We start from the raw sequence: 20,477 nt of genomic DNA, 5'->3' as shown, positions 1-20,477 counted from the left end.
GAAATTCCCTCGTTGAGCGGGTGAGGATTAATCATCTTATTCCCCTCATTTTCCTGTTGACTCTTTAGCCAACATGCGGCATTTTCTATCTAGACGTCTAAACGTATAGACGCTCATCAAGATGAAATAAAAACAGTGATCGATAAGAGGTGAGCAGGGTATGAGTTTTTTCCACGCAAACCAGCGGGAAGCGCTGAATCAGAGTCTGGCGGAGTTGAACGGCCAGATTAACGTATCATTCGAGTTCTTCCCGCCACGCACCAGCGAGATGGAAGAGACCCTGTGGCAGTCGATCGATCGTCTGAGCATTCTCAAACCTAAATTCGTTTCCGTCACCTACGGCGCCAACTCCGGCGAGCGCGATCGCACCCACAGCATCATCAAAGGGATCAAGGAACGCACCGGCCTGGAGGCGGCGCCGCACCTGACCTGCATCGACGCCAGCCCGGCGCAGCTGCGCGACATCGCGACCGATTACTGGAACAGCGGCATCCGCCATATCGTGGCGCTGCGCGGCGATCTGCCGCCGGGCGGCGGCAAGCCGGAAATGTACGCGACCGATCTGGTGGCGCTGCTGAAAGACGTGGGTGACTTCGACATTTCCGTCGCCGCTTACCCGGAAGTGCACCCGGAGGCGAAGAGCGCCCAGGCCGATTTGATTAACCTGAAACGCAAGATCGATGCCGGCGCCAGTCGCGCGATTACCCAGTTCTTCTTCGACGTTGAGAGCTACCTGCGCTTTCGCGACCGCTGCGTCGCCGCCGGTATCGACGTGGAAATCGTGCCGGGCATTCTGCCGGTGTCCAACTTCAAGCAGCTGCAGCGCTTCGCCACCATGACCAACGTGCGGGTGCCAAGCTGGATGACCAGCATGTTCGAAGGGCTGGACGACGATGCGGAGACCCGCAAAATGGTTGGTGCCAACATCGCCATGGACATGGTGAAGATCCTGAGCCGCGAAGGGGTGAAAGATTTCCACTTCTATACCCTGAACCGCGCCGAGATGAGTTACGCCATCTGCCACACGCTGGGCGTGCGACCGGTGGCCGCCGCCTGACGGGTCTGTTCCATTTAAAAGGGCGCCGCTTTACCGCGGCGCCCTTTTTTTGTGGGGGAGACATAAAAAAACGGCCCCGATAAACGGGGCCGCGATGAGGCTCACTAGCCGGTGTTGCGCATCCCGGCGGCGACGCCGGCGATGGTAACCATCAGCGCCTGCTCCACGCGGGCGTCCGGCTGCTCCTGCTGGCGCGAACGGTGCAGCAATTCGGCCTGCAAGACGTTCAACGGGTCGGTATAGACGTTGCGCAGCGCGATGGATTCGGCGATCCACGGCAGGTCTTCCATCAGGTGCGCATCGTTGGCGATGGTCAGCACCACCTTGATGTCGCTTTCCAGCTGATCGCGCAGCTGTTGGCCCAGCGGCCACAGCGATTTATCCACCAGGCGCTGATCGTAGTATTCCGCCAGCCACAGGTCGGCTTTGGCGAACACCATTTCCAGCATGGCGATGCGGGTGGAGAAGAACGGCCAGTCGCGACACATCGCCTCCAGCTCCGCCTGTTTGCCGGCTTTCACCGCTTCCTGCAATCCGGCGCCGGCGCCGAGCCAGGCCGGCAGCATCAGGCGGTTCTGCGTCCAGGCGAAGATCCACGGAATGGCGCGCAGGCTCTCTACGCCGCCGTTCGGCTTGCGCTTGGCCGGGCGCGAGCCCAGCGGCAGTTTGCCCAGCTCCAGCTCCGGCGTGGCCGCGCGGAAGTAAGGCACGAAGTCCGGGTTTTCACGCACGTAGCCGCGATACATTCGGCAGGAGGTCTCGGATAGGTCGTCCATCAGCGCCCGCCATTCTTTCTTCGGTTCCGGCGGCGGCAGCAGGTTGGCCTCGAGGATCGCGCCGGCATACAGCGCCAGGCTGCTGATGGTGACTTCCGGCAGGCCGAACTTGAAGCGGATCATCTCGCCCTGTTCGGTGACGCGCAGGCCGCCCTTCAGGCTGCCCGGCGGCTGCGACAGCAGCGCCGCATGCGCCGGAGCGCCGCCGCGGCCGATGGAACCGCCGCGGCCGTGGAACAGCGTCAGCGCCACGCCGGCCTTTTCACAGGTTTTGATCAGCGCGTCCTGCGCGCGGTACTGCGCCCAGGAAGCGGCCATCACGCCGGCGTCTTTCGCCGAGTCGGAATAGCCGATCATCACCATCTGTTTGCCCTGGATGAAGCCGCGATACCAGTCGATGTTCAGCAACTGGGTCATTACGTCGTCGGCGTTGTTCAGGTCGTCGAGGGTTTCGAACAGCGGGGCGACCGGCAGCGCGAACGGGCAGCCGGCCTCTTTCAGCAGCAGATGCACCGCCAGCACGTCGGAAGGCGTGCGCGCCATAGAAATCACATAGGCGGCGATCGAGCCCTGCGGCGCTTCGGCAATCACCCTGCAGGTTTCCAGCACTTCCTGCGTGTCGGCGCTCGGTTGCCATTTCAGCGGCACCAGCGGGCGTTTGGAGTTCAGTTCGCGGATCAGGAACGCCTGTTTATCGGCTTCCGACCAGCTTTCATAATCGCCCAGCCCCAGATAGCGGGTCAGCTCGGCGATGGCTTCGGTATGGCGGGTGCTCTCCTGACGCACGTCGATGCGCACCAGCGGCACGCCGAAGCAGCGCACGCGGCGCAGGGTATCCAGCAGTTGACCATTGGCGATGATGCCCATGCCGCAGGCCTGCAGCGACTGGTAGCAGGCATACAGTGGCTCCCACAGCTGCTCGTTGTTCACCAGCAGGTCGTGCGGTTTCAGCACGCGCTCGCCCTTCAGGCGACCTTCAAGATAAGCCTGGGAACTCATCAGCTGGCTGCGCAGCTGCTTCATGATTTCGCGGTAAGGCTCCTGCACCTCATCGCCGCCGGCGCGGGCGCGCAGCTCAGGGGTGCACTCGGTCATCGACAGCTCGGAGACCAGCACCTGGATGTCGCGGGTAAACAGGTCGCAGGCTTTCCAGCGGCTGAGCAGCAGCACATGGCGGGTAATTTCGGCGGTGACGTTCGGGTTGCCGTCGCGGTCGCCGCCCATCCAGGAGGTGAAGCGCACCGGCACCGCTTCTACCGGCAGGCTGTAATCGATGGAGTTTTCCAGCTGTTCGTTGAATTCGCGCAGGAACGCCGGCACGCCTTCCCACAGGCTGTTTTCCACGACGGCAAAACCCCATTTGGCTTCGTCGATCGGGGAAGGGCGGTGTTTGCGAATTTCATCGGTGTGCCACGACTGGGCTACCAGCTGGCGCAGGCGGCGCATGATCTTGTTGCGCTCGTAGTCGGCCAGATCGTTGTGATCGAGCTGGCTGAGGCAGGTGTTGACCTCCACCAGCTTGTGGATCAGGGTGCGGCGGGTGATCTCCGTCGGGTGCGCCGTCAGCACCAGCTCGATGGAGAGTTGCGACACCGCGTGCTGCAGCTCTTTGTCGCTGAGCTTTTTGTCTTTGAGGCGGCTGAACAGTTGGGCCAGCGCTTCCGGGTTGCTGGCGGCTTCGCCGTTGGGCGAAATGCTGTGGTACTGCTCGGCGACGTTGGTCAGGTTGAGGAACTGGCTGAAGGCGCGCGCCACCGGCAGCAGCTCGTCGTTGGACAAGTTCTGCAGGGTGGAGAGCAGCTCCTGGCGATGCGCTTCGTTGCCGGCGCGTGAGGATTTGGAAAGCTTACGGATGGTCTCAACGCGATCGAGAATATGCTCGCCCAGCGCTTCTTTGATGGTATCGCCGAGCAATTTGCCGAGCATACTGACATTACTGCGCATTGCCGAATATTGTTCGTTCATATAACCCCTGACCCAGTTCTGTATGTATGATTTTTATCTTGTAAATAAATTTCACGCGTCAGGCGCAGACCGCCTGCCTGATCCCATCGCGTTCCTGTCCAATCGTCAATTGACACTATTTTTAGCAAAAAAACATCAAAATCGGCGCATTTTCTGAAATTTAATTACGCCGCGTGGGTTATCAGCGTGGCTTATTTCGCTGCTTTCTACTTATTTTGAGTTAGGGGAAGCATAAAGCATTTCCCCTGCTAAATGTCGGGTTTATTGCCGGCAAAAGTGATTGACCAGCTGGCCCAACAGTTTGCGCGTCGGTTCGATAAACGCGGTGTCGATGTATTCGTCCGGCTGGTGGGCCTGATCGATGGAACCGGGGCCGAGCACCAAGGTCGGGCAGACCTGTTGCACGAACGGCGCTTCGGTGCAGTAGTTGACCACCTGCGTGCGGGTGCCCAGCAGCTCCTCGATCACCGCTACCATGCGGTGGTCGGTCGGGCATTCGTAGCCCGGTACCGACGCGTGCAGCTCTTCGATGGTCAGGCGGCCCGGCCAGCGTTGGCTCACTGGCTCCAGCGCCTGATGCATCAGTTCGTTGATGTTGTCGAGCGTCATGCCGGGCAGCGGGCGGATATCCAGATGCAGTTCGCAACAGGCGCAGATGCGGTTGGCCGCGTCGCCGCCGCTGATATGGCCGAAGTTCATGGTGGGATAAGGCACGGCGAACGCCGGGTTGTTGTAGCGCTCCTGCAGGGTCTTGCGCAGCTCCATCAGGCGGCCGATGGACTCGTGCATCAGATCGATGGCGTTGACGCCGCGCGCCGGATCGCTGGAGTGGCCGGACTGGCCGACGATGCGAATGGCGTTGGCCATGTGGCCCTTGTGCGCGCGCACCGGCTGCAGCGAGGTCGGCTCGCCGATGATGGCGAAATCCGGACGAATGGCGGTAGAGGCGGCGAAGTAACGCGCGCCGGCCATCGTCGTTTCTTCATCTGCGGTGGCTAAAATGTACAACGGCTTGGTCAGCTTGCTCGCGTCGATATCGCGCACCGCATCCAGAATAAAGGCGAAGAAGCCTTTCATGTCGGCGGTGCCCAGCCCGTAGAGCTTGTTGTCGTGCTCGGTCAGGGTGAAGGGATCGCGCGTCCAGCGGCCTTCGTCGTAAGGCACCGTATCGGTGTGGCCGGCCAGCAGCAGGCCGCCGCTGCCTTCGCCGATGCTGGCCAGCAGGTTGAATTTGTGGCGCGACTCCGGCACCGGCTGTACGTCGACGCGAAAGCCCAGGTCGGCAAACCATCCGGCCAACAAGTTGATTAACGCCTCATTGCTCTGATCGAGGCCGGCATCGGTGGCGCTGATTGACGGAGTGGCGATCAACGCCCGGTACAGCTCAATAAATGGAGGTAATTTCATCTTCACTGTTGACAGCCTTAGGTTAGGATAGTATCAATATTCATGCATTTATTTTGAATAAAAATACAGTAAGCCGAAGCGTAAGGGAACCCGATGCCCGGATGTTTATAAAAGCATCAACGCCTGGCTCCGTGGGTGAACGGCGCAACAACGCTGGCTAGCCCTGTTACCTGGGTCGCAAGCGACCGCACGTCAGTTTAGAAGGTGAAAGGCCACATGTTGAATACGCTGATCGTTGGTGCCAGCGGTTACGCCGGAGCGGAGCTCACGGCTTACCTGAATCGCCACCCACACATGAACATAACCGCTTTAGCGGTTTCAGCGCAAAGTGCAGATGCAGGAAAGTTGCTTTCCGATCTCCATCCCCAGTTGAAAGGCATCGTCGATCTGCCGCTGCAGCCGTTGACTGACGTCGCCAAGGCGGCGCAGGGCATCGACGTGGTGTTCCTCGCCACCGCCCATGAAGTCAGCCACGATATCGCACCGGCTTTCCTGGCGGCGGGCTGCGTGGTGTTCGATCTGTCCGGCGCCTTCCGCGTGCAGGACGCCGGTTTTTATAGCCAGTACTACGGTTTCGAGCATCAGCATGGCGCTCTGCTGGAGCAGGCTGTGTACGGCCTGGCGGAGTGGCAGAGCGACAAGATTAAACAGGCGCAGCTGATCGCGGTGCCGGGCTGTTACCCGACGGCGGCGCAGCTGGCGCTGAAACCGTTGATCGAAAAACAGCTGCTGAATCTGGATCAGTGGCCGGTGATCAACGCCACCAGCGGCGTCAGCGGCGCCGGGCGCAAGGCCAGCATGACCACCAGCTTCTGCGAAGTGAGCCTGCAGCCGTACGGTATTTTCACTCATCGGCACCAGCCGGAGATCGCCGCGCACCTGGGCGTGCCGGTCATCTTTACGCCGCATCTGGGCAATTTCCCGCGCGGCATCCTTGAAACCATCACCTGCCGTCTGAAAGCCGGCGTGACCGCGCAGGACGTCGCGGCCGCCTATCATGCCGCCTATGACGACAAGCCGCTGGTGCGGCTGTACGACCAGGGCGTGCCGGCGCTGAAAGCGGTGGTGGGGCTGCCGTTCTGCGACATCGGTTTTGCGGTGCAGGGCGAGCATCTGATCGCCGTGGCGGTGGAAGACAATCTGCTGAAAGGCGCGGCGGCGCAGGCGGTGCAATGCCTGAATATCCGTTTCGGCTTCCCGGAAACCCAATCACTCCTTTAAACCAGCGTGAGTAAACAGCAATGAACCCGTTAATTATCAAGTTAGGTGGCGTGTTATTAGACAGTGAAGAAGCGCTGGAGCGTCTGTTTACCGCGTTGGACAGCTATCGGCAGCAGCACCAGCGCCCGCTGGTGATCGTGCACGGCGGCGGCTGCGTGGTGGACGAACTGATGAAGCAGCTCGCTTTGCCGGTGGTGAAAAAGAACGGCCTGCGGGTCACGCCGGCCGATCAGATCGACATCATCACCGGGGCGCTGGCCGGCACCGCCAACAAAACGCTGCTGGCGTGGGCGATTAAACACCAAATCAACGCCGTCGGCCTGAGCCTGGCGGACGGCGGCAGCGCGGTCGTGACCCCGCTCGATCCGGCATTGGGCCACGTCGGCAACGCGCAGCCCGGTTCGCCCGCGCTGCTCAATACCCTGCTGGGCGCCGGCTACCTGCCGGTTGTCAGCTCCATCGGCATCACCGCCGAAGGGCAGTTAATGAATGTGAACGCCGATCAGGCGGCGACGGCGCTGGCGGCGACGCTGGGGGCGGACCTTATCCTGCTGTCGGACGTCAGCGGCATCCTCGACGGCAAGGGCCAACGCATTGCGGAAATGACGGCGCAAAAAGCGGAACAACTGATCGCGCAAGGCATCATCACCGATGGTATGGTGGTGAAGGTGAATGCGGCGCTCGACGCTGCCCGCACCCTCGGCCGCCCGGTGGATATCGCCAGCTGGCGCCATGCCGATCAGCTTCCTGCTTTGTTTAACGGCGTGTCGATTGGCACCCGGATCCTCGCTTAATTTTAGAATTAGAAAGGAATAGATCATGCAAAACCAAGGCATCAAAAAAATCGTTCTGGCGTACTCCGGCGGCCTGGATACCTCGGCCATCATTCCATGGCTGAAAGAGAACTACGGCGGCTGTGAAGTGGTGGCGTTCGTGGCGGACATCGGCCAGGAGCGCAGCGATCTGGAAGGCGTGGAGCAAAAAGCCCTGCAGTCCGGTGCCTCTGAATGTCACGTGGTCGATCTGCGTGAAGAATTTATCCGCGATTACGTTTATCCGGTGCTGCAGACCGGCGCCCTGTACGAGGGCAGCTACCTGCTGGGCACCTCGATGGCGCGGCCGATCATCGCCAAGGCGCAGGTCGAGCTGGCGTTGAAAGTGGGCGCAGACGCGCTGTGCCACGGCGCGACCGGCAAAGGCAACGATCAGGTGCGTTTCGAAACCACCTATACCGCGCTGGCGCCGCAGCTGAAAGTGGTAGCGCCGTGGCGCGAGTGGAACCTGCGTTCCCGTGAAGCGCTGCTGGATTACCTGAAAGAGCGCAATATCCCGACCACCGCATCGCTGGAGAAAATCTACAGCCGCGATGAGAACGCCTGGCACATCTCCACCGAAGGCGGCGTGTTGGAAAGCCCGTGGAACGCGCCAAACAAGGATTGCTGGGTATGGACCGTCGATCCGCAGGAAGCGCCGGACCAGCCTGAGCAGGTGACCGTTACCGTCGAGAAAGGCCGCGTCGTGGCGGTTAACGGTAAAGCGCTATCGCCGTACCAGTGCCTGGAAACCCTGAACGCGCTGGGCGCCAAGCACGGCGTCGGCCGTATCGACATCGTGGAAAACCGTCTGGTGGGCATCAAATCCCGCGGCTGCTATGAGACCCCGGGGGGCACCATCATGGTGGCGGCGCTGCGCGCCATCGAGCAGCTGGTGCTGGATCGCGACAGCTTCAAATGGCGCGAGCAGCTGGGCCTGGAGATGTCCTATGTGGTGTACGACGGCCGTTGGTTCGCGCCGCTGCGCCGCTCGCTGCAGGCCTCTGCCGAAGCATTGGCTGAAGAGGTGAACGGTGAAGTGGTGCTGCAGCTGTACAAAGGCCAGGTGACGGCGACCCAGAAAAAATCCGCCAACAGCCTGTACTCCGAAGAGTTCGCCACCTTCGGCGAAGACGAAGTTTACGATCACAGCCACGCGGGCGGCTTTATCCGCCTGTTCTCTCTGTCTTCACGCATCCGCGCGTTGAACGAGAAAAAGAATAAATAACCGATTGGCGTGACTCTGCAAGGGCGCAGCATGCTGCGCCCTTTCGCATAAAAATTCAGGAGTAAAGGTATGGCACTTTGGGGCGGACGGTTCACTCAGGCGGCGGATCAGCGGTTCAAGCAACTCAACGATTCGCTGCGGTTCGATTATCGCCTGGCGGAGCAAGATATCGTGGGCTCGGTGGCTTGGTCGAAGGCGCTGGTGACCGTTAACGTGTTGACGGCAACGGAGCAACAGCAGCTGGAGCAGGCGCTGAATGCCTTGCTGACGGAAGTTCAGGCCGATCCTTTGGCGATCGTCCAAAGCGATGCCGAAGACATCCACAGCTGGGTGGAGCAGAAGCTGATCGAGAAGGTCGGCGATTTGGGCAAGAAGCTGCACACCGGCCGCAGCCGCAACGATCAGGTCGCGACCGATCTGAAGCTGTGGTGCAAACAGCAGATCGGCGATCTGCATCAGGCGATCGTCCAGCTGCAGCAGGCGCTGGTGGAGACCGCCGAAGCCAACCAGGATGCGGTGATGCCGGGGTATACCCATCTGCAACGCGCGCAGCCGGTGACTTTCGCGCACTGGTGCCTGGCCTATGTCGAGATGCTGGCGCGCGATGAAAGCCGCCTGCAGGATACCCTTAAACGGCTGGACGTCAGCCCGCTGGGCAGCGGCGCGCTGGCCGGCACCGCGTATCCTATCGATCGCGAGCAGCTGGCCGGCTGGCTGGGTTTTGCCTCGGCGACCCGCAACAGCCTGGACAGCGTATCCGATCGCGATCACGTGCTGGAGCTGCTGTCCAACGCCGCCATCAGCATGGTGCACCTGTCGCGCTTCGCCGAAGATCTGATCTTCTTCAACAGCGGTGAGGCGGCGTTTGTCGAGCTGTCTGACCGCGTGACCTCCGGCTCTTCGCTGATGCCGCAGAAGAAAAACCCGGACGCGCTGGAGCTGATCCGCGGCAAGTGCGGCCGCGTACAGGGCGCGCTGACCGGCATGATGATGACGCTGAAAGGCCTGCCGTTGGCGTACAACAAAGACATGCAGGAAGACAAAGAAGGGCTGTTCGACGCGCTCGACACCTGGATGGACTGCCTGCAGATGGCGGCGCTGGTGCTGGACGGCATTCAGGTTAAGCGCCCGCGCTGCCGGGAAGCGGCGGAGCAGGGTTATGCGAATGCCACCGAGCTGGCGGACTACCTGGTCGCCAAAGGCGTGCCGTTCCGCGAAGCGCACCATATCGTCGGTGAGGCGGTGGTAGAAGCCATTCGCCAGGGCAAACCGCTGGAAGCGCTGCCGCTGGCGGATTTGCAGCAGTTCAGCGCGACGATCGGCGACGACGTCTATCCGATCCTGGCGTTGCAATCCTGCCTGGACAAACGTGCGGCCAAAGGCGGCGTCGCGCCGCAGCAGGTGGCCGCGGCAATCGCCGCCGCGAAACAGCGTTTGGCTTGACGACGAGGGCGGCCTGGCGCCGCCCTTGAACCTTTACCCCGCCAGGCGTGCGCAGAGATAACGGTTCAGGCTCACGCCTTCTTCCATCGCGCCGATCGCCAGCCGGCGATGCTGTTCTGCCGCTGTTGCAAATCAGCGATGTCATCCCTGATCTCGTTCAGTTGCCTTTGTTTTAGTATCGTTATTGATATCACTTCAATATCGAAGCATAAAAAATGAGCGCAGGAGGGCCGTGAGGCAAGAGGAGGGAGGAAAATCTGGAAAGCGCTGCGCAAAAAAACCGGGCCTGAAGGCCCGGTAGGTGTGAACGGATAAGAAGGCGTTATTCGCCCGGACAGCGCTGACAGCGTTCGATTTCGGCCGTGCCGAGTTTGAGCTTCGCCTGCAGGTCGCGCAGCGCAGTGCGCAAGCCTTCTTCGATCACCGGATGATAGAACGGCATGTCCAGCATCTGATCGACGGTCATCTGCTGTTGGTGCGCCCAGGCTAACAGGTGCGCAATGTGTTCGGCGTCCGGGCCGATCATTTCCGCGCCGAGGAAACGGCCGGTGCCTTGCTCGCCGTAAACGTGCAGAACGCCCTTGTTGCGCAGCATCACCCGCGAGCGGCCCTGATTCTCAAACGAGACCTTGCCCACTTCAAAACATCCGCAGGCGCTGAACTTCTCGCTCAGCTCGCGGAAGGTCGAGCCGACCATGGCGATCTGCGGATCGGAGAACACCACCGAAATCGCGCTGCGGCGCAGACCCGGATTGATCTCCGGGAAGCTGCCGGCATTGGCGCCGGCGATGCGTGCCTGATCGCTGGCCTCATGCAACAGCGGCAGTTGGTTGCTGGCGTCGCCGGCGATAAAGATATGCGGCACGCTGGTTTGCATCGTCAGGCGGTCGGCCAGCGGCACGCCTCGAGCGTCGAGCTGTAGGCCGGTGTTTTCAAGACCCAGCCGATCGACGTTGGGGCGGCGGCCGGTGGCGGCCAGCACGTAGTCCACCAGGATCTCCTGCGACTGGCCCTGCAGATCCTGATAGCGGATAAATACGCGGTCGCCTTCGCGCTGCATCATCTCCACTTTCACGTCGGCGTCGAGGTAGAATTCTTCCCCCAGCGCCTTCGCAGCGTAATCGCGCACGGCGCTGTCGGTCAGCGGCCCGACGGCGCCGCCGATGCCGAAGACCTTGGTGTCGACGCCGAGGCGGTGCAGCGCTTGCCCCAACTCCAGCCCGATCACGCCAGGGCCGAATACCGCCACGGACTGCGGCAAGTCATCCCAGTTGAACAGATCGTCGTTGACGATCAGGCGATCGCCCAGTTCATTCCACGGCGCCGGCCAACTGGGGCGAGAGCCGGTGGCGATCACGATGCGCTGCGCCACGATGCGCGTATGGTCATCGACCTGCAGCGTGTTGTCGTCGATAAAGCGGGCATAGCCCTGAATTTTGTCGGCGGCCGGGATCTCGTCCACGCCTTCCAGCACGAAGCCGACGAAACGATCGCGTTCGCGTTTGACGCGCGCCATCACCTCGCGTCCGTCGATACGCGTTTTGCCGGTTGGGTGCACGCCAAAGCCCGGCGCACGTTCGATTTGATGCACCGCTTCGGCGGCGGCGATCAGTAATTTGGATGGCATGCAGCCAACGCGCGCACAGGTGGTGCCGTAAGGCCCGCCTTCAATCATCACCACGCTGGGGGTAGACAGTTTGGCCGCGCGATAGGCGCCGAGCCCTGCGGTGCCGCCGCCGATGACCGCGACATCAACGTTCAACAGTTTCATATCCGCTCCTGAAAGGTAAAAAAAGGGCGGGCCGTAGCCCGCCAAAGTTCACGTTGGCTTTGTTATTACTTATTAAGCTGACAGGAATGTTTCCAGATCGTCGCTGCCGCCAATGTGACGGCCGCCGATGAAGACCTGCGGCACCGTGGCGCGGCCGCTGACGGCGCGCAGGCTGACGGTGGTAGCGTCTTTGCCCAGCACAATCTCTTCATACTGAATGCCGCGCTCTTGCAGCATCTGCTTGGCTTTGGCGCAGAATGGGCAGCCCGGTTTGGTGAACAGGGAGACCGATTCCTGCACTTTGAATTCCGGCGCCAGGTATTTCAGCATGGTGTCGGCGTCGGACACTTCAAACGGGTCGCCCGGCTTGTTCGGCTCAACAAACATTTTCTCGACCACGCCGTTGCGTACCAGCATCGAGTAGCGCCATGAGCGAGGGCCAAAGCCCAGATCCGCTTTCTCGACCAGCATGTTCATGCCTTTGGTGAATTCACCGTTGCCGTCCGGCACGAAGGTGATGTTTTCCGCATGTTGGTCGGCTTTCCAGGCGTTCATGACGAAGGTGTCGTTCACGGAGACGCAAAGAATGCTGTCGACGCCGTGCTGCTTGAATACGCTGGACAGTTCGTTGTAGCGCGGCAGGTGGCTCGAAGAACAGGTCGGCGTGAACGCGCCCGGCAGCGAGAAAACAATGACGGTTTTGTTTTTGAACAGGTCATCAGTGGTCACATCAATCCATTGGTCGCCCTGACGGGTGTGGAAAGTAACCTGAGGAACTTTCTTGCCTTCTTGACTGGTAAACATTGATTAACCCCTTAATTAGGAAAAGTAATTTTTAGCATTTAGCGCGATATCGCTTCGTTGGGACACATTATTGTCGCTGGGGCTTGATAGATCTAATCGCTCATTGCTATCTTATCTATCGCCATGAGCTATCATGGAATGGAGGGAAACAATGAATATTCGTGATTTAGAGTATCTGGTCGCCTTGGCCGAGCACCGGCACTTCCGCCGCGCGGCCGATTCATGCCATGTAAGCCAACCCACGCTGAGCGGGCAGATCCGCAAGCTGGAAGACGAGTTGGGCGTCATGCTGCTCGAACGCACCAGCCGCAAGGTGCTGTTCACCCAGGCGGGTCTGTTGCTGGTGGAGCAGGCGCGTACTGTGCTGCGAGAAGTGAAAGTATTGAAGGAGATGGCCAGCCAGCAGGGCGAAGCCATGTCCGGGCCGTTGCACATCGGCCTGATCCCGACCGTGGGGCCTTATCTGCTGCCGCAGATCATCCCGACGCTGCACAAAACGTTCCCGAAACTGGAAATGTACCTGCACGAAGCGCAAACCCATCAGCTGCTGGCGCAACTCGACAGCGGCAAACTGGACTGCGCCATTCTGGCATTGGTTAAGGAAACCGAGGCGTTTATCGAAGTGCCTTTGTTCGATGAACCGATGAAGCTGGCGGTGTACTCCGATCACCCGTGGGCGCAGCGCGAGCGCGTGCCGATGCCGGATTTGGCGGGTGAGAAACTGCTGATGCTGGAGGATGGCCACTGCCTGCGCGATCAGGCGATGGGCTTCTGCTTCCAGGCGGGCGCGGACGAAGATACCCACTTCCGCGCCACCAGTCTGGAAACGCTGCGCAATATGGTCGCGGCCGGCAGCGGCATTACCCTGCTGCCGTCACTGGCGGTACCGCCGCAGCGCGAACGCGACGGCGTCTGCTATCTGGATTGCTACAAGCCGGAGCCGAAGCGCACCATCGCGCTGGTGTACCGCCCCGGCTCCCCTTTGCGCAGCCGTTATGAGCAACTGGCCGAGGCGATCCGCGAACACATGCAGGGCTACATCGACAGCGCGTTAAAACAGGCGGTTTAAGCCGTTTAGCGCCGCCACCCGGTAGGCTTCGGCCATGGTCGGATAGTTGAAGGTCGTATTAACGAAATACTCGATAGTATTGCCTTCACCTTTCTGTTCCATGATCGCCTGGCCGATGTGGATGATCTCCGCCGCACGCTCGCCGAAGCAGTGGATCCCAAGGATCTGCAGGGTGTCGCGATGGAACAGGATCTTCAGGCTGCCGACGTTCATCCCGGCTATCTGCGCGCGCGCCAGATGCTTGAACTGGGCGCGGCCCACTTCATACGGCACCTTCATCGCGGTCAGTTCCTGCTCGGTTTTGCCGACGGAGCTGATTTCCGGAATGGTGTAGATGCCGGTCGGGATATCTTCGATTAAGTGACCGCTGGCTTCGCCGGAGGCGATCGCTTGCGCGGCGATGCGGCCCTGATCGTAGGCGGCGGAAGCCAGGCTCGGATAGCCGATCACGTCACCGACCGCATAAATGTGCGACAGCGCGGTTTGATACATGCTGTTCACTTTCAGCAGCCCGCGGCTGTCCGACTCCAGGCCGACGTTCTCCAACCCCAGCGAATCGGTGTTGCCGGTACGGCCGTTGGCGTACAGCAGGCAGTCCGCTTTCACCTTCTTGCCGGACTTCAGGTGCACGATCACGCCGTCTTCGGTGCCTTCGATCTTCTCGAATTCTTCGTTGTGGCGGATCACCACGCCGTTGTTCCAGAAGTGGTAAGAGAGCGAATCCGACATCTCCTGATCGAGGAACGCCAGCAGACGATCGCGGGTGTTGATCAGATCGACCTTGACGTTCAGGCCGCGGAAGATGGACGCATACTCGCAGCCGATCACCCCGGCGCCGTAAATGATCACGTGGCGCGGCTCATGGCTCAGCTCGAGAATGGAATCGCTGTCGTAGATGCGCGGATGGTTGAAGTCGACGCTGGCCGGATGGTAAGGACGCGAGCCGCAGGCGATCACGATGTGATCGGCGCGGATGGTGTCCTGGGTGCCGTCCATGTAGCTGACGCTGACGGTGTTGGCGTCGATGAAGCGCGCGTCGCCGGCGAACAGTTTGCACTGGTTCCGCTCATAGAACCCTTGGCGCATTCGGGTCTGCTGGCTGATGACGTTATCGGCGTGGCGTAAAATGTCAGGGAAGGTCGCGCTGAGCGTGCGCGAGTTGTTGTAAAGCGGGTTCTGGTTGAATTCGATAATGCGGCTGACGGCGTGGCGGAGGGCTTTGGAGGGGATGGTGCCCCAATGGGTACATCCGCCGCCTACGTTATTGTACCGTTCGATAACGGCCACGCGGGCGCCTTGTTTCACCAGCCCCATGGCGGCACCTTCACCACCAGGGCCCGAGCCAATCACAATGGCATCAAATTGATAGTGCTGTTGCATGTAGGAGAGACCTGTTTTTTTATACAAGATTACAACGGTATCTTAACATCATAGCGCTGCTCACCCAATCACCATTAGGCTTTTTGAGTCAAAGCACAATCGGCTCAGGGCGGAAGTGTGATAGAGCGCGTTAGTATAAATGCTGTTGCAATAAAATTTGCTATATTGCCGAGTCTAGGGCGTTAGACTGAGAAAATGGAACCTATCCGGATATGCATATGGGCGTCAGAGCACAACAAAAAGAACGGACTCGTCGTTCCCTGATCGAAGCCGCTTTCAGCCAGCTGAGCGCCGAACGCAGCTTCGCCAGTCTGAGCCTGCGGGAAGTTTCACGCGAGGCGGGCATCGCGCCCACGTCGTTTTATCGCCATTTCCGCGATGTGGACGAGTTGGGGCTGACCATGGTGGATGAAAGCGGCCTGATGCTGCGTCAGTTGATGCGCCAGGCGCGCCAACGCATCGCCAAGGGCGGCAGCGTGATCCGCACCTCGGTGTCCACCTTTATGGAGTTTATCGGCAACAACCCGAACGCCTTCCGCCTGCTGCTGCGCGAGCGCTCCGGCACGTCGGCGGCATTCCGTGCGGCGGTGGCGCGCGAGATCCAGCATTTCATCGCCGAACTGGCGGACTACCTCGAGTTGGAAAATCACATGCCGCGCAGCTTTACCGAAGCGCAGGCGGAAGCGATGGTCACCATCGTGTTCAGCGCCGGCGCGGAAGCGCTGGATATCGACGTCGAGCAGCGGCAGCAGCTGGAAGAACGGCTGGTGCTGCAACTGCGGATGATCTCCAAAGGGGCGTATTACTGGTATCGTCGCGAACAAGAAAAAGCTTCTGTGTCCCACGTATAAAAAAGGTAAAAAATGATGGAAAAACCAGGCCGTGAAAATGGCACCTTACTGCTGGCGTTGATTGCCGGCCTTTCGATCAACGGTTCCTTTGCCGCGCTGTTCAGCTCGGTGGTGCCGTTTTCGATCTTCCCGCTGATCGCGTTGGTGCTGGCGGTGTACTGCCTGCATCAGCGTTACCTGAACCGCGCCATGCCGGATGGCATGCCGAAGCTGGCGGCGGCCTGTTTCCTGCTGGGGCTGCTGTTGTACAGCGCCATCGTGCGCGCCGAGTATCCGCAGATCGGCTCCAACTTCCTGCCGTCGGTGATCTGCGTGGCGCTGGTGCTGTGGATCGGCATGAAACTGAAGGCGCGCAAGGCGCCGGATGCGCCGACTCAAGAATCGTAATGAAACGGGGCGCCATCATGGCGCCCCTGTCATATCAGCGGTGCTTTTCCAGCAACACGCCGCACTCCATGTGATGGGTATACGGGAACTGATCGAACAGCGCCAGACGGCTGACCCGGTGGGTGGCCTGCAGCGTTTCCAGGTTGGCGCACAGCGTTTCCGGATTGCATGAAATATACAGAATGCGCGGGTAAGCCTGCACCATCTTCACCGTTTCATCGTCCAGCCCGCTGCGCGGCGGATCGACGAAAATCGTCTCGCAGTTGTAGCCGCTCAGATCGATGCCTTTCAACCGGTTGAATTCGCGTACTCCATTCATCGCCTGAGTGAAGTCTTCCGCCGCCATGCGGATGATCTGCACGTTGTCGATATGGTTGGCGGCGATGTTGTACTGCGCCGCCGCCACCGACGGTTTGGCGATCTCGGTCGCCAGCACGCGCTCGAAATTGCGCGCCAGCGCCAGCGAGAAGTTGCCGTTGCCGCAGTACAGCTCCAGCAAATCGCCTTTGGAACCGGCGGTGACCGCCAACGCCCACTCCAGCATCTGCACGTTCATGGCCGCGTTGGGCTGAGTGAAACTGTTTTCCACCTGGCGATAAATCATGTCGCGGCCGGCGACCGGCAGCACTTCGTCAACATAATCCTGGTCGAGCATGATCTTGGTCTTCGACGCTCGGCCGATCAGCTGCAGGTCGAAACCCTGCGCGCGCAGCTCGTCGCGCAACTGCTCGGCGCGCTGTTGCCAAACGTCATCCAGCTTGCGGTGATACAGCAGCGAAGCGATGATTTTGCCGCTTCGCGTCGACAGATAATCTATCTGGAACAGCTTGTGGCGCAGGATCGGCTCCGGTTTCAGCGCGGCGATCAGGGCGGTCATCAGGCGGTTGATCAGCTCGCTGGCCGCCGGGAACTGATCGACGCGAATACGCTGCTTGGTCTGCTGATCGAACATGATGTGATACATGTCGTCTGCGTCGTGCCAGATGCGGAATTCGGCGCGCATGCGGTAGTGGTCGACTGGCGAGCGGAACACTTCCGGCTCGGGCGCCGCGAACGGTGACATCAACGTCTTCAGGCGGGCGACTTTCTCCGCCAGTTGGTCATCGTAACGTTCAATAGGCAAATTCTCGGGCGTCATGTGTTTCTTCTCGTCAGGCAAATTTGATCAGCGGGGATTGTAGGGAATCAGCCCGTGAAGTCCAGTTTTGTCGCGTTTATTATTTGTAACATTAATGGCAGTCTAGACATCTATTTGCATTGATCGTAGCATTGCCGTCCGGCCTCAAGCAGCGAGTGAAAAGGGAATCCGGTGTGAATCCGGAGCTGACGCGCAGCGGTAAGGGGAAGTCACGGCGATAGCGTTTCGACGCAGACACTGTCCACTGCAGGATGGGAAGTCATCGCCCGTTGCCGGTCGCGCCCTGCGGCCCGCAAATCCCAAGCCCGAAGACCTGCCGGTGTTACGTCGCAATGTCCGTGGCCGTCGCGAACTACCGGCCATGATCCTGCGGCATCCGCCAATTAAGTTTGGATGCTTTTCTCATGACAATTACAAAAAATACGCTGCTGGCGGTGGTCTCTTCCGTCACGGCTTTTTCTGGATGGGCGCAAGACAACACCACAGCCACGAATGGCGATAACCTGGTGGTTACCGCCAACCGTTTCCCGCAGCCGGTTTCTTCCGTGCTGGCGCCGACCACCATCGTCACCCGTAACGATATCGATCGTTGGCAGGCCAAGAGCCTGACCGACGTGATGCGCCGTTTGCCGGGCGTGGACGTTGGCCAAAACGGCGGGTTGGGGCAAAAGAGCTCGCTGTTTATTCGCGGCACCAACTCCAGCCACGTGCTGGTGCTAATTGACGGCATTCGCCTTAATCAGGCGGGCGTCAGCGGCTCTTCTGACCTTAGCCAAATCCCGATTTCGTTGGTGCAGAAAGTCGAATACATCCGCGGCCCGCGCTCGGCGGTGTACGGCTCCGACGCCATCGGCGGCGTGGTCAACATTATTACCACCCGCGAAAAGAACGGTACTACGCTCTCAGCCGGCGTCGGCTCCAACGGCTATCAATCCTATGACGCGTCGACTCAACAGCAGTTGGGCGACAGCACCGTGGCGACGGTGGCGGGTGACTACACCTACACCAAAGGGTATGACGTGGTGGCCTACGGCAGCACCGGCATGCAAAGCCAACAGGATCGCGATGGCTTTATGAGTAAGTCGCTGTATGGTGCGCTTGAGCACCAGTTCAGCGAATCGGTCAGCGGTTTTGTGCGCGGGTATGGTTACGACAACCGCACGGCGTATGATAGTTATTATTCCTCACCGACCAGCCCTCTGCTGGATACGCGCAAACTGTATAGCCAAACCTGGGATACCGGATTGCGCTATAAAGAAGGCATTTACGCAACACAAGTGATTGGCAGCTACAGCCATAGCAAGGATTACGATTACGATCCTCGCCTCGGCATGCATGACAGCTCGGCCAGCCTGGTGGATTCCGAACAGTACAACCTGCAGTGGGGCAATACGCTGCAGGTTGGACAGGGTACCGTAAGCTCTGGCGTCGACTGGCAGCAACAGAAAATCAAACCGGATTCCACCACCGTGAAGGGTGAAAAAAGCCAACGTGATGCAGGCATCTACCTGACCGCGCAGCAACTGGTTGGCCCGGTGACGTTGGAAGGTGCGGTTCGAGGTGACGATCATTCCGAGTTTGGCTGGCATGGCACCTGGCAAACCAGCGCGGCCTGGGAATTCGTCGAGGGATACCGTTTTATCGCGTCGTATGGCACGGCGTTCAAAGCACCGAATATGAGCCAGCTATACGGCAACTTCGGTAACAACACCGATCTGAAACCGGAAGAAAGCAAGCAGTGGGAAGGTGGCTTTGAAGGGCTGACCGGCCCGGTGACCTGGCGCATCTCCGGTTATCGCAACGACATCGACAATTTGATCGATTCCACGGGGGAAACCAACTACGTCTATTACAACGTGGGTAAGGCGACCATCAAAGGGATTGAAGCTACGGCCTCATTTGATACCGGCCCGTTGACGCATCAGATTGGTTATGACTATGTCGATCCTCGCAACGCCAAGACCAATGAAGTGCTGCTGCGGCGCGCCAAGCAGCAGGTGAAATATGAGCTGGACTGGCAGCTGTATGACTTTGACTGGGCGGTGACTTATCAATATCTGGGTCAACGTTATGACAAGGATTACAGTACCTATCCGGAACAAAGCGTTAAACTTGGCGGCGTGAGTCTGTGGGATCTCGCAGTTTCGTATCCGGTCACATCTCATCTGACAGTTCGTGGTAGAATTGCCAACCTGTTTGATAAAGATTATGAGACGGCCTATGGCTACGCTACTCCAGGAAGAGAATACTACCTCACTGGAAGCTATACCTTCTAACAGTACCGCCACACCTCGCCCGACGGTGCTGGTTTTCGATTCCGGCGTCGGCGGGCTGTCGGTGTATCAAGAGATTCGGCAGTTGCTGCCGGATCTCCACTATATATACGCGTTCGACAACGTGGCGTTCCCCTACGGCGAGAAGTCAGAAGAGTTTATCGTTGAGCGCGTGCTGGAGATTGTCGGCGCGGTGCAGCAGCGTCATCCTCTGGCGATTGTCGTCATCGCCTGCAACACCGCCAGCACGGTCTCCTTGCCGGCCCTGCGCGAGCGTTTCAGTTTCCCTGTCGTGGGCGTGGTGCCCGCCATCAAACCGGCGGCCCGTCTTACCGTTAACGGCATTGTCGGCCTGTTGGCGACCCGCGGCACCGTACAGCGCAGCTACACCCATGAGTTGATTTCCCGTTTCGCCACCGACTGCAAGATTGAACTGCTGGGCTCTTCAGAACTGGTGGAGCTGGCGGAAGCCAAGCTGCATGGCGAAGCCGTGCCGCTACCGGTGCTGAAGAAGATCCTGCATCCGTGGCTGAGCATGCGCGAGCCGCCGGATACGGTCGTTCTGGGCTGCACCCATTTCCCTCTTTTAGCTGAAGAGCTGATGCAGGTGTTGCCGGAAGGCACCCGATTGGTGGATTCCGGCGCGGCGATTGCCCGTCGCACCGCCTGGCTCATCTCTACGCAGGAAAACCTGGTCTCGAGCCAGGAAGAGAATCTGGCGTATTGCATGGCGTTAAATGAAGATACTGACGCTTTATTGCCCGTTTTGCAGGGCTATGGCTTTAAATCGTTGAAAAAACTGCCGCTTTAACGGTGTTTTGGTTAAACATTCAACGGTCAGAAAAAATATTGAAAATAGGGGTTGCGGCCCGCCGAGAACTCCCTATAATGCGCC

The 20,477-nt window shown here is 59.6% G+C and carries 16 protein-coding genes, 1 pseudogene and 1 riboswitch; of the genes and pseudogenes, 10 read left to right on the top strand and 7 right to left on the bottom strand.

What is annotated here, in order from left to right; genetic code table 11:
• Nucleotides 1–160: 160 nt before the first annotated feature.
• Nucleotides 161–1,057, top strand: a complete 897-nt coding sequence (metF, locus tag ACUTQY_RS22910) for a methylenetetrahydrofolate reductase (protein ID WP_033645217.1) — start codon at nt 161–163, stop codon at nt 1,055–1,057.
• Nucleotides 1,058–1,161: 104 nt separating this feature from the next.
• Here the strand turns inward: metF and ppc are convergent, their stop codons facing one another.
• On the bottom strand, nt 1,162–3,798 hold the full coding sequence (gene ppc, locus ACUTQY_RS22905) for a phosphoenolpyruvate carboxylase (RefSeq protein ID WP_004931070.1): 2,637 nt from the start codon (nt 3,796–3,798) through the stop codon (nt 1,162–1,164).
• 261 nt (nt 3,799–4,059) lie between these two features.
• Nucleotides 4,060–5,205 (bottom strand): acetylornithine deacetylase, encoded by a 1,146-nt coding sequence (gene argE, locus ACUTQY_RS22900; RefSeq protein ID WP_015379410.1) that lies wholly within the window; start codon nt 5,203–5,205, stop codon nt 4,060–4,062.
• Nucleotides 5,206–5,421: 216 nt separating this feature from the next.
• Here argE and argC point away from each other — a divergent pair, with 216 nt between their 5' ends.
• The 4 genes from argC (at nt 5,422) to argH (ending at nt 9,909) form a co-directional block, all read left to right on the top strand.
• The gene (gene argC / locus ACUTQY_RS22895) at nt 5,422–6,426 is read left to right on the top strand and encodes an N-acetyl-gamma-glutamyl-phosphate reductase (protein ID WP_025304655.1); all 1,005 of its coding nucleotides are present in this window, start codon (nt 5,422–5,424) and stop codon (nt 6,424–6,426) included.
• A 20-nt stretch (nt 6,427–6,446) separates the two neighbouring features.
• Nucleotides 6,447–7,220 carry an acetylglutamate kinase gene (gene argB / locus ACUTQY_RS22890; protein WP_033645219.1) on the top strand — a complete coding sequence of 258 codons (774 nt, stop codon included), beginning with the start codon at nt 6,447–6,449 and terminating at the stop codon, nt 7,218–7,220.
• A gap of 25 nt (nt 7,221–7,245) precedes the next feature.
• Entirely contained in the window at nt 7,246–8,466 is a 1,221-nt protein-coding gene (locus ACUTQY_RS22885) for an argininosuccinate synthase (protein ID WP_004931061.1), read from the top strand.
• Nucleotides 8,467–8,535: 69 nt separating this feature from the next.
• Nucleotides 8,536–9,909: an argininosuccinate lyase gene (argH, locus tag ACUTQY_RS22880; RefSeq protein ID WP_004931059.1), complete on the top strand. Its 1,374-nt coding sequence runs from the start codon at nt 8,536–8,538 to the stop codon at nt 9,907–9,909.
• Nucleotides 9,910–9,942: 33 nt separating this feature from the next.
• On the opposite strand, the pseudogene ACUTQY_RS22875 reads toward argH, so the two are convergent.
• The 3 genes and pseudogenes from ACUTQY_RS22875 to ACUTQY_RS22865 form a co-directional block, all read right to left on the bottom strand.
• Nucleotides 9,943–10,023: pseudogene (locus tag ACUTQY_RS22875) on the bottom strand (toxin-antitoxin system HicB family antitoxin); the annotation flags it as partial.
• A 208-nt stretch (nt 10,024–10,231) separates the two neighbouring features.
• Nucleotides 10,232–11,680, bottom strand: a complete 1,449-nt coding sequence (locus ACUTQY_RS22870; protein ID WP_033645220.1) for a dihydrolipoyl dehydrogenase — start codon at nt 11,678–11,680, stop codon at nt 10,232–10,234.
• A gap of 72 nt (nt 11,681–11,752) precedes the next feature.
• The gene (locus ACUTQY_RS22865) at nt 11,753–12,484 is read right to left on the bottom strand and encodes a glutathione peroxidase (protein ID WP_015379403.1); all 732 of its coding nucleotides are present in this window, start codon (nt 12,482–12,484) and stop codon (nt 11,753–11,755) included.
• Between the two features lie 151 nt (nt 12,485–12,635).
• On the opposite strand from ACUTQY_RS22865, the gene oxyR reads away from it, so the two are divergent.
• Nucleotides 12,636–13,553 (top strand): DNA-binding transcriptional regulator OxyR, encoded by a 918-nt coding sequence (gene oxyR, locus ACUTQY_RS22860; RefSeq protein WP_033652202.1) that lies wholly within the window; start codon nt 12,636–12,638, stop codon nt 13,551–13,553.
• On the opposite strand, the gene sthA is transcribed toward oxyR, so the two are convergent.
• Entirely contained in the window at nt 13,536–14,933 is a 1,398-nt protein-coding gene (gene sthA / locus ACUTQY_RS22855; RefSeq protein ID WP_004931047.1) for a Si-specific NAD(P)(+) transhydrogenase, read from the bottom strand. The genes oxyR and sthA overlap by 18 nt on opposite strands.
• A gap of 218 nt (nt 14,934–15,151) precedes the next feature.
• On the opposite strand from sthA, the gene fabR reads away from it, so the two are divergent.
• A complete protein-coding gene (gene fabR / locus ACUTQY_RS22850) occupies nt 15,152–15,784 on the top strand; it encodes an HTH-type transcriptional repressor FabR (RefSeq protein ID WP_004931044.1) in 633 nt (210 codons plus the stop codon).
• A 15-nt stretch (nt 15,785–15,799) separates the two neighbouring features.
• Nucleotides 15,800–16,171, top strand: a complete 372-nt coding sequence (locus ACUTQY_RS22845; RefSeq protein WP_025304650.1) for a YijD family membrane protein — start codon at nt 15,800–15,802, stop codon at nt 16,169–16,171.
• Nucleotides 16,172–16,205: 34 nt separating this feature from the next.
• Here the strand turns inward: ACUTQY_RS22845 and trmA are convergent, their stop codons facing one another.
• Complete coding sequence (gene trmA / locus ACUTQY_RS22840) at nt 16,206–17,309, bottom strand: tRNA (uridine(54)-C5)-methyltransferase TrmA (protein ID WP_033645222.1); 1,104 nt, start codon at nt 17,307–17,309, stop codon at nt 16,206–16,208.
• Between the two features lie 122 nt (nt 17,310–17,431).
• Nucleotides 17,432–17,644, top strand: a riboswitch (cobalamin riboswitch).
• Nucleotides 17,645–17,713: 69 nt separating this feature from the next.
• Between trmA and btuB the strand changes: the two genes are divergently transcribed.
• Both btuB and murI read left to right on the top strand, forming a co-directional pair.
• Nucleotides 17,714–19,585 carry a TonB-dependent vitamin B12 receptor BtuB gene (gene btuB, locus ACUTQY_RS22835; protein ID WP_033645223.1) on the top strand — a complete coding sequence of 624 codons (1,872 nt, stop codon included), beginning with the start codon at nt 17,714–17,716 and terminating at the stop codon, nt 19,583–19,585.
• Nucleotides 19,530–20,393 carry a glutamate racemase gene (gene murI, locus ACUTQY_RS22830; protein WP_025921004.1) on the top strand — a complete coding sequence of 288 codons (864 nt, stop codon included), beginning with the start codon at nt 19,530–19,532 and terminating at the stop codon, nt 20,391–20,393. The genes btuB and murI overlap by 56 nt, the downstream gene beginning before the upstream one ends.
• Nucleotides 20,394–20,477 lie beyond the last annotated feature (84 nt).

The sequence above is a fragment of the Serratia sp. TSA_130.1 genome (genome assembly GCF_052691795.1).
This window is presented reverse-complemented; position numbering and strand designations above follow the sequence as displayed.

Bases quoted from the DNA above. Each gene is read 5' to 3' on its own strand.
- metF (WP_033645217.1), top strand. From the start codon at position 161: ATGAGTTTTTTCCACGCAAACCAGCGGGAAGCGCTGAATCAGAGTCTG.
- ppc (WP_004931070.1), bottom strand. From the start codon at position 3,798: ATGAACGAACAATATTCGGCAATGCGCAGTAATGTCAGTATGCTCGGC.
- argE (WP_015379410.1), bottom strand. From the start codon at position 5,205: ATGAAATTACCTCCATTTATTGAGCTGTACCGGGCGTTGATCGCCACT.
- argC (WP_025304655.1), top strand. From the start codon at position 5,422: ATGTTGAATACGCTGATCGTTGGTGCCAGCGGTTACGCCGGAGCGGAG.
- argB (WP_033645219.1), top strand. From the start codon at position 6,447: ATGAACCCGTTAATTATCAAGTTAGGTGGCGTGTTATTAGACAGTGAA.
- ACUTQY_RS22885 (WP_004931061.1), top strand. From the start codon at position 7,246: ATGCAAAACCAAGGCATCAAAAAAATCGTTCTGGCGTACTCCGGCGGC.
- argH (WP_004931059.1), top strand. From the start codon at position 8,536: ATGGCACTTTGGGGCGGACGGTTCACTCAGGCGGCGGATCAGCGGTTC.
- ACUTQY_RS22870 (WP_033645220.1), bottom strand. From the start codon at position 11,680: ATGAAACTGTTGAACGTTGATGTCGCGGTCATCGGCGGCGGCACCGCA.
- ACUTQY_RS22865 (WP_015379403.1), bottom strand. From the start codon at position 12,484: ATGTTTACCAGTCAAGAAGGCAAGAAAGTTCCTCAGGTTACTTTCCAC.
- oxyR (WP_033652202.1), top strand. From the start codon at position 12,636: ATGAATATTCGTGATTTAGAGTATCTGGTCGCCTTGGCCGAGCACCGG.
- sthA (WP_004931047.1), bottom strand. From the start codon at position 14,933: ATGCAACAGCACTATCAATTTGATGCCATTGTGATTGGCTCGGGCCCT.
- fabR (WP_004931044.1), top strand. From the start codon at position 15,152: ATGGGCGTCAGAGCACAACAAAAAGAACGGACTCGTCGTTCCCTGATC.
- ACUTQY_RS22845 (WP_025304650.1), top strand. From the start codon at position 15,800: ATGGAAAAACCAGGCCGTGAAAATGGCACCTTACTGCTGGCGTTGATT.
- trmA (WP_033645222.1), bottom strand. From the start codon at position 17,309: ATGACGCCCGAGAATTTGCCTATTGAACGTTACGATGACCAACTGGCG.
- btuB (WP_033645223.1), top strand. From the start codon at position 17,714: ATGACAATTACAAAAAATACGCTGCTGGCGGTGGTCTCTTCCGTCACG.
- murI (WP_025921004.1), top strand. From the start codon at position 19,530: ATGGCTACGCTACTCCAGGAAGAGAATACTACCTCACTGGAAGCTATA.